Genomic DNA, 7883 nt, shown 5'->3' with positions numbered 1-7883 from the left:
GCGACGAGGAGGTGGGCGGGCGTGACCGCGCCTACAGCGCTGCCGCGCGCGTCGCCGCGTGGAACGCCAGGATCTGCAGCTCGCCACCCACGTCCACCGACCGCACCACCACGTCGTCGGGCACCTGGAGCGCCACGGGGGCGAAGTTGAGGATCTCGCGCACCCCCGCGGCGACCACCCGGTCGGCGATCTCCTGCGCCACCTGCGCGGGCGTGGCCAGCACGACCATCGAGACCCCGGCCTCGTCGATCACCTCGGCCACCTTGTCGATGTGCTGCACGGTGAGGCCCGCGGCCTCCGTGCCCACCACGGCGGGGTCGGCGTCGAGCAGCGCGGTGACCTGGAAGCCGCGCGCGGTGTAGCCCGAGTAGTTCGCCAGGGCGTGCCCGAGGTTGCCGATCCCGACGATCGCGAGCCGGTGCTCGGTCTCGAGCCCCAGGGCGACGGTGATGTACGAGGCGAGCGACTCGACGTCGTACCCCACCCCTCGCGTCCCGAACGACCCGAGGTAGGACAGGTCCTTGCGCAGCTGCGCCGAGCTCACGCCTGATCGGTCGGCCAGCTCGGACGACGACGTCGTCGTCACCCCCTGGGCCGCCAGGTCGCGCAGGGCGCGCAGGTAGTAGGGCAGTCTCGCGACTGTCGCTCCGGGCACTGCGGCGTCGCTGGGCTCGCTCACCACGTGCTGCTCCCCTCTCCCCGACCGCACCGTCGGGGCGACTCGCACACACTCGCTGGACAGATCATGCCAGTCGCCGGGCCAGGCGCGCCGCATCCACGCGCCAGAAACCTTGCTGGACGCCGTCGACCTCGACCACAGGCACGTACTCGCCGTACCTCTCGGTCAGGTCCGGGTCGTCGTCGATGCCGACCTCGCGCCAGGCGGCGCCCGTCTCCGCGCACACCTGCACCACGACCGCGCGTGCGTCGTCGCACAGGTGGCATCCCTCGCGCGTGTAGAGCACCACGCGGGCCTCGCCCTGCTTCCCGTCCACGGGACGAGGTTACGGCAGTGCGCTGGGCGCCTTCGCAGCCGGGGCCACCCGGCCGGGCACGGGGCGCAGCCGGCCGTCGACCCACCGCATGCCCCAGGCGAGCACGAGGAAGACGACGGCCACGATCCCCGCGTTCACAAGAGCCCGGCCGAGCCCGATCTCCCCGGCGTCGAGGAACGGGTAGGGGTACCAGCCGGTGGCCGCCCCGCGCACGAACGTGAAGACCAGCCACACCACCGGGAGCACGACCGACCACCAGACCGTCGCCACGTCGATGCGGGGCCGCGGGCCCACCCAGAGCCACACGACGACCGCCAGGACCGGCGTGGCCGTGTGGAGCAGGAAGTTCGAGAACGGGCTCGACGTCAGCGACGGCAGGCCCACCAGCACCGTGTTGTACACGATCCCCGTGACCGCGATGTACAGCAGCGCGTCCAGCCGGGCGACCCGGAAGATGCGCCCGTCGCGGTCCGCGCGCAGCGCCAGGAGCAGCGAGACCACGCCGACCAGCAGGTTGGACTCGATCGTGAAGAAGCTGAAGAGCCGGACGATCCGCTCCAGGTGCGACGGCGCCGCACCGGCGCCGCCCAGGAGGGCGGTCGTCAGCTCCATCGTGAAGCCCGCGAGGGCCACGAGGGCCACCAGGAGGTGGAGCGAACGGGCGAGGACTGTGCTCTCGGCCGGGGGGCGGGTGTCGGTCACCTCCTGGTTGTACCAGCGGCGTCGTGCGAGCGCTGCCCGAGGCGCGGATATTGTGGTCCGCATGTCGACGCTCCCCCCGTCCGCCACCGCGGCGTTCTTCGACGTCGACAACACGATCATCCGGGGCGCCAGCGCCTTCCACCTCGCCCGTGCCGCGTACCAGCGGCGGTTCTTCGGCACGCGCGACCTGCTGCGGTTCGCCGCCATCCAGGCCCGCTACGTGCTCTTCGGCGAGTCGCGGGAGCAGATCGACGTGGTGCGCGAGCGCGCCCTCTCGCTCATCGCGGGTCGCACCGTCGCCGAGGTCACGACCCTCGGCGAGGAGGTGTACGACACCGTCCTCGCGCTCCGGATCTTCCCCGGCACGCGGCGCCTGCTCGACGAGCACCTCGCCGCGGGCCACCAGGTGTGGCTCGTCACCGCGACGCCCGTCGAGATCGGCGCGCTCATCGCCCGCCGGCTCGGCGCCACGGGCTGCCTCGGCACCATCCCGGAGCACCGCGACGGGTTCTACACCGGCCGGCTCATGGGCGACCTCATGCACGGCGAGGCCAAGGCGCAGGCGGTGCGTGAGCTCGCCGACAAGGAGGACATCGACCTGAGCGCGAGCTACGCCTACGGCGACTCGCTCAACGACCTCCCGATGATGCACACCGTGGGGCACCCGTGCCCCATCAACCCGGACCTCCGCCTGCGCCGGCACGCACAGCACGTGGGCTGGCCCATCCGGGAGTTCCGGGGCCGCTCGCAGCGCGCCGCCGGGCGCGGGGTACGGACGGCCTCGTGGGCGGGCGCGGCCTGGGTCGCGGGCCTGGTGCTGCGGTCGCTGCGCCGCCGCCTGCGCGGAGGCTGACCACCCCCGGGAACGGGCCGAGCCCGGCGCCTTGGACAAGGCTCCGGGCTCGGCACAGGCACCCTGACGGGTGCCGGCGTCACTTCTTGTTGCGGCGCTGGTGGCGCGTCTTGCGAAGCAGCTTGCGGTGCTTCTTCTTGGCCATACGCTTGCGGCGCTTCTTGATGACGGAGCCCATAGGTCCTCACAATGTTCGATCGGTCGGCGACAGCCCTGTCCGGGCCGCTCGGCGAGTTTGGTCCACGGTTGGTCGTGGACAGTCACGCCGAAGAGGCGTAGGCCGACCAACACGAGAGGGAGTCCGTCCGCCAGGATACCCGCTCCCGCGCCCGGGCCTGTAATCGAGGCCGGCAGGGCTCAGGACAGAGCCCCGAGAGCGGCCGCCGCGTGCAGCCCGGCGATCTCCCGGCGCCGGTCGATCTCGGCCCCGATCTCGCGCGCGAGGTCCGGGCGGTGCTGGACGAGCTCCCGGACCACCTCCACCGGCAGCCGCACCACCGTCAGCTCCCCCACCGCCACCCCCACCAGGGACGCGACCTCGCGGGTCAGGGCCGTCGGGCTCAGGTACGAGCCGCGCTCGAGGTGCAGGATCGCCTGCGTCTCACCCGCGGGGGCGGGGAGCGCCAGGTAGGCGCTGCCGTCGAGCACCAGGTCCATGGCCTCGGGCACGACGCCGGCCTGCTGCACCACCTCGCCGTCGCCATAGCGCTCCACCCTGACGCGGTCCTCGGCGTCGCCGAGCCGGGACCTGTCCAGGCCGAGCGTCGCACCGACGACCGCGAGCGCCTCGCTCGCCGTCGGGAGCGGTGCGGCCCAGGTGTCGTCGCCGTCGAGGTGCAGGCCGGCCCGCCGCGCCGCGTACCAGAGGCGGCCGAGGAACCGAGACCGCGCCCCCGCGGCGTCGGGGAAGGACCGGAGCGGGAGGCTCACCTCGTAGGCGCCGGACCCCGCGACGACCACCGTCGGCCGCTGCCCCGGCACCAGGGCCGGCTCCGCCGCCGCGGTCCGCAGCAGGAGCGCCTCGACCGCGCCCGGCGGGTCCGACGTCGCGAACGCCACCGCGACCGTGTCCGTGTGCTCCGCGGACGGCTCGCTGAGGTTGGTGAACTCGGACCCCGCGAGCGAGGCGTTGGGCACCACCCGGATGCCCTCGCCCGTCTCGATGTGCACCGCCCGCCAGTTGACCTCGACGACCCGGCCGCGGGTCGAGCCCGTGTCGAGCCAGTCGCCGATCCGGAACGGCTGCTCGAACAGGAGCAGGAGGCCGGAGATCACCGACCCGGCGGCGTTCTGCAGCGCCAGGCCCAGCACGATCGAGGTGACACCGAGCGCGGTGAACAGCCCGCCGACGTCGGCCCCCCACACCCAGGAGAAGAGGAGGGCGAGCCCTACGCCGACGACCACCAGCCGGCCCAGGTCGACGAAGATCGACGGCAGGCGCGCCCGCCAGGTGCCCTCGCGGGCGGTGCCGAACAGGGCGACGTCGAAGCCCGAGAGGACCACGAGGAGGACCAGGAAGCCGACGACGGTCGCGACGACGCGCACCCATGTGACCTCGGCGGACACCCGCGTCGCCTGGGTGACGAGGAGGAGCAGCGCCACCGCCGGGACCACGTACGTCCGCAGGAATCCGACCGGGCGCGCGGCCGGGTGCCTCCGCCGCGTGAGCGCGGCGTGCACCTCGGTGAGTGCGAGGAGCACCAGGGGCAGACCGACGACGATCCCCGCCGCCCACCAGAACCAGCCCTGCCCGGCGAGGTCAGCCACGGTCGTCCTCCACCAGCTCCCAGACGGTCTCCGGGCCGGAGCTGGTCTCCACCCGCCCGGCCTCACGGAAGCGGTAGGCGTCCCGCAGCCGGTCGTGGACGGCGGACGAGACGAAGACGCCAGGGCCCCCGGTGGTCTGCCGCAGGCTGTACGCCAGGCTCACCGCGTCGCCCCAGAGGTCGTAGACCATGCTCTGCCGCCCCACGAGGCCGCTCGTCACCGGCCCGGTGTCGATGCCCGCGCGGAGCGACAGGCCCGCCCGGTGCTGGGCGTCGAAGGCCTCCACGACGTGCTGCATCTCGCGCACGAACTCCAGGGCCCGCCGCGCGCTGTCGACGCGCGGCACCACGAGCCCGCAGCTTGCCAGGTAGCCCGAGCGCAGGGTCCGGACCTTCTCCACGCCGAGCCGCTCGGCGGCCTCGTCGAACGCCCGGACCAGGGCGTTGACGTATCCGAGCGACTCGTCCGACGGCAGGTCGCGGGTCAGGTCGTCGAGCCCGTCCAGCTCGGCGTACACCACGGTGACGTCCTGGTGCTCCTCGGCGATGGTCTCCTCGCCGTCGCGGTACCTGCGGGCGACCGTCTCGGGCATGAGGGTGAGCAGCATCCGCTCGTTCTCCGCCTGCTGCGCCGCGAGCAGGTCGGCCTTGGTGCGCAGCGACCGGCCCATGTCGTTGAACGCGTCGGCCAGCTCGCCGAACTCGTCCCGTCCGGCGCCCTCGACCCGGGCGTCCAGGTTGCCCGCCGCCACCTCCCGCACGCCGGTGAGCAGCCGCCGCACGGGGCGGAGGAACACCTGGGCCAGGAGGAGCGAGCCGAGCGAGACCAGGAGCACGAGCGCCGCGGTGCTCAGGACCAGGCGCCGCCGGAGGTCCTGTACCGGGGCGAAGGCCTCGCTCGTGTCCAGCTCGGCGACCAGCGCCCACTGGACGCCGGGGATGTCGAGCGGCCGCCACGCCGCGAGGGTGTCAGCACCGCGGTAGTCGGTGTTCACCCCCGAACCGGTGATGCCCCGCAGGGCCTGGTCCGCCGCCACGGACTCCACCGGCTGCAGCAGCACCGAGCCGCCCACGGCCACCTGGCGGTCGGCCACCGCGGCCGACGTGCCGTTCCCGACCACCGCGTCCCGGTAGGCCGCAGGGTCCTCCAGCAGCTCGCGAGCCACGGACCGCATGAGGTTGTCCGGGCCCACCAGGTAGGTCTCGCCGGTGGCACCGAGGCCGGTCCCGGCCCAGTCGCCGCCCGACGTCATCACGTCGTTGAGCTGGGCCAGGGGGACCTGGTAGACGAGCACGCCGGCGATCTCGCCGTCGGACCCCACGGGCGAGGCGGCGAACGCCGCCGGCGCGCCCAGGCTCGGCGTGTACCTCCCGAGGTCGGCGAACACCATGGCGTCGAGCGACGTCGAGGCGAGCGCCTCACCCACCACCTCCGCGAGCGGGCCACGACCGAACGGACCGGTCAGCACGTTGGAGCCGAGGTCCACCCCCTTGTAGGCGCTGTAGACCACGTTGCCCTCGGGGTCGACCAGCATCGCGTCGTCGTACCCCTTGAGCTCGATGACGTCGCGGAAGTAGTCGTGGAACTGGGCGTGCGCGGCGGACCACGCGCTGCCGTCGCCCGCGTCGTCGAGGGCCAGGCGGGCGTCCCAGTCCTCCGAGGCCACGGTGTAGCGCGCCTGGAGGTACGTCGCGGCCGGGGTGTCGGGGAGCAGCGCAGCGACGTCGGCCTCGGTGCCGCTCCGCGCCTCGAGCTGGGGGGCGAACGACTCCTCGTAGTACGCACGCACCGCGGCCTCGTCGGCGGGTGCGGCCGGCGTCTGCTCGAGCTCGTGGAAGGCCGCGTCGAACGCGGGCAGTGCCTCCACGGCGATGCCCTTGCTGTCGAGCACCACCGCGGCGCGCAGTCGGTCGAAGTACGCGGTGACCTCGCGGGCCCGGGACTCCCGCACCTCGGTCATCCGCTCGATCGCGGCCTCGCGGAGCGACGCCGTCCCGGCGCGGTAGCCCACGTAGCCCACCACGACGGCCGACAGGACGCTCACGCCGAGGAGCATGGCGAGGAGCTTCGAGAGGATCGAGACGCCGCGTCGCCGACGGGGCGGAGGAGGGGACGGAGGCTCTGCCGCCACCAGGTTGCGCGCCGGCTCGTGCGGCTCCGATGGTCCGGATTCGTCTACGGCGGTGCCGGCGTCGTCGATCAGGCGCCGTCCCGCCCCCGTGGCGATGCCCATGCCCGGAGACTAAGCAGCAAGGCGGCGCGTCCGCTCTGCGAACGCGGATATGACGGCCCTCGGCCGGACGTATCCGCCGGTTCGCGCCGGTATCGGCGGCTGGCTGAGCCGGCGCGCTCGGCCGGCGGCGCGGCCGCTCAGTCGTGGTGTGGGTCGAGGCCCAGCAGCGGGAACACCTCGCGGCGCGTGGCCGCGACCGCCCGGTCGAGCGGGTCCGCGGGGTCGTACCCGGACCGCCAGGACCGGAACCCCACCTCGCCGGACCCGAGCGTGCGGGTGGGCTCGATGCCCGACATGCCCTGCGCCGCCTGGCGCCAGCTCTCGGGCAGCGGGGCGCCGCGGTCGAGCGGGGCGTGCGCCGCGTCGGCGACGAGCGCCGCCCAGACGAGCGGGACGACGTCGACCACCGCGTACCCGCCGCCCCCGAGCGCCACCCAGCGGCCGTCGGCCCGCTCGTGCGCGAGCGCGTGCACCCACTCCGCGGCCGTGCGCTGCGCGTCGACCGGGACCTCCAGGTGCGACAGCGGGTCCAGGCCGTGCGCGTCGCAGCCGTGCTGCGACACGATCGCCTGCGGGCCGAAGGCCCGCACCACCGGAGGCACCACGGCGTCGACCGCCCGGAGCCAGCCCGGCCCGTCCGTCCGGGCAGGAAGGGCGACGTTGACCGCGGTGCCCGACGCCGCCCCCGTGCCGCCCGTGTCCGCCGGGTGACCGGTACCGGGGAAGAGGGTGCGTCCCTCCTCGTGCACGGAGACCGTCAGCACGCGAGGGTCGTCCCAGAAGAACGCCTCGACGCCGTCGCCGTGGTGGGCGTCGAGGTCGACGTAGGCGACGCGCTCCGCACCGAGGTCGAGAAGCCGCTGGATCGCGGCCGCGGCGTCGTTGTAGACGCAGAACCCCGAGGCCGCACCGCGCTGCGCGTGATGCATGCCGCCCGCGATGTTGAGGCCGTGCTGGACCTCCCCGTCCCAGACCGCCTGGGCCAGGTCGACCGACCCGGCGACCTGCCGGGCCGCCGCCTCGTGCATGCCGCGGAACAGCGGGTTGTCCTCCGTGCCGAGGCCCCGTGCCTCGTCCACCTCGAGGGCGGTCCCGGCTCGCCGGACGGCGGCCACGTAGTCCGGGTCGTGCACCGTCTGCACGACGGCGTCGCTCGCCGGCGCCACGTCGGTCACCTCGAGCGTGGGCTGGTCCAGCAGCCCCAGGTCGGCCACCAGGCGCATCGTGAGCGCCAGCCGGGCCGGTGCCATGGGATGCCCGGGACCGAAGTCGTACTCGAGGAGGTCAGGGCTCCACACCAGCCGGGCGACGCGCACCCGTCCACCGTAACCGA

At 73.9% G+C, this 7883-nt stretch carries 8 protein-coding genes; 1 reads left to right on the top strand and 7 read right to left on the bottom strand.

Features of this window, described 5'->3' with window-relative positions; all coding sequences use genetic code 11:
- Positions 1 to 31 precede the first annotated feature (31 nt).
- The 3 genes from AC060K_RS10865 to AC060K_RS10855 all read right to left on the bottom strand — a co-directional run bounded on the left by AC060K_RS10865 (position 32) and on the right by AC060K_RS10855 (position 1697).
- On the bottom strand, positions 32 to 679 hold the full coding sequence (locus AC060K_RS10865; RefSeq protein ID WP_483765442.1) for a redox-sensing transcriptional repressor Rex: 648 nt from the start codon (positions 677 to 679) through the stop codon (positions 32 to 34).
- 64 nt (positions 680 to 743) lie between these two features.
- Positions 744 to 995 (bottom strand): glutaredoxin family protein, encoded by a 252-nt coding sequence (locus tag AC060K_RS10860; RefSeq protein ID WP_483765441.1) that lies wholly within the window; start codon positions 993 to 995, stop codon positions 744 to 746.
- 9 nt (positions 996 to 1004) lie between these two features.
- Positions 1005 to 1697, bottom strand: a complete 693-nt coding sequence (locus AC060K_RS10855) for a Pr6Pr family membrane protein (RefSeq protein WP_483765440.1) — start codon at positions 1695 to 1697, stop codon at positions 1005 to 1007.
- Positions 1698 to 1758: 61 nt separating this feature from the next.
- Between AC060K_RS10855 and AC060K_RS10850 the strand changes: the two genes are divergently transcribed.
- Positions 1759 to 2550, top strand: a complete 792-nt coding sequence (locus tag AC060K_RS10850) for an HAD family hydrolase (protein WP_483765439.1) — start codon at positions 1759 to 1761, stop codon at positions 2548 to 2550.
- Positions 2551 to 2629: 79 nt separating this feature from the next.
- Here the strand turns inward: AC060K_RS10850 and AC060K_RS10845 are convergent, their stop codons facing one another.
- The 4 genes from AC060K_RS10845 to AC060K_RS10830 form a co-directional block, all read right to left on the bottom strand.
- On the bottom strand, positions 2630 to 2728 hold the full coding sequence (locus AC060K_RS10845) for a 30S ribosomal protein bS22 (RefSeq protein WP_003792170.1): 99 nt from the start codon (positions 2726 to 2728) through the stop codon (positions 2630 to 2632).
- A gap of 179 nt (positions 2729 to 2907) precedes the next feature.
- Positions 2908 to 4317, bottom strand: a complete 1410-nt coding sequence (locus AC060K_RS10840) for a mechanosensitive ion channel domain-containing protein (protein WP_483765438.1) — start codon at positions 4315 to 4317, stop codon at positions 2908 to 2910.
- Positions 4310 to 6550, bottom strand: coding sequence for an adenylate/guanylate cyclase domain-containing protein (locus tag AC060K_RS10835; RefSeq protein WP_483765437.1), 2241 nt, complete (start codon positions 6548 to 6550; stop codon positions 4310 to 4312). Before AC060K_RS10835 ends, AC060K_RS10840 begins: the two co-directional genes overlap by 8 nt.
- Before the next feature lie 137 nt (positions 6551 to 6687).
- Positions 6688 to 7866 carry an acetoin utilization protein AcuC gene (locus AC060K_RS10830; protein WP_483765436.1) on the bottom strand — a complete coding sequence of 393 codons (1179 nt, stop codon included), beginning with the start codon at positions 7864 to 7866 and terminating at the stop codon, positions 6688 to 6690.
- Positions 7867 to 7883: the final 17 nt, after the last annotated feature.

It is taken from the genome of Antribacter sp. NEAU-D49 (genome assembly GCF_057158775.1).
This window is presented reverse-complemented; position numbering and strand designations above follow the sequence as displayed.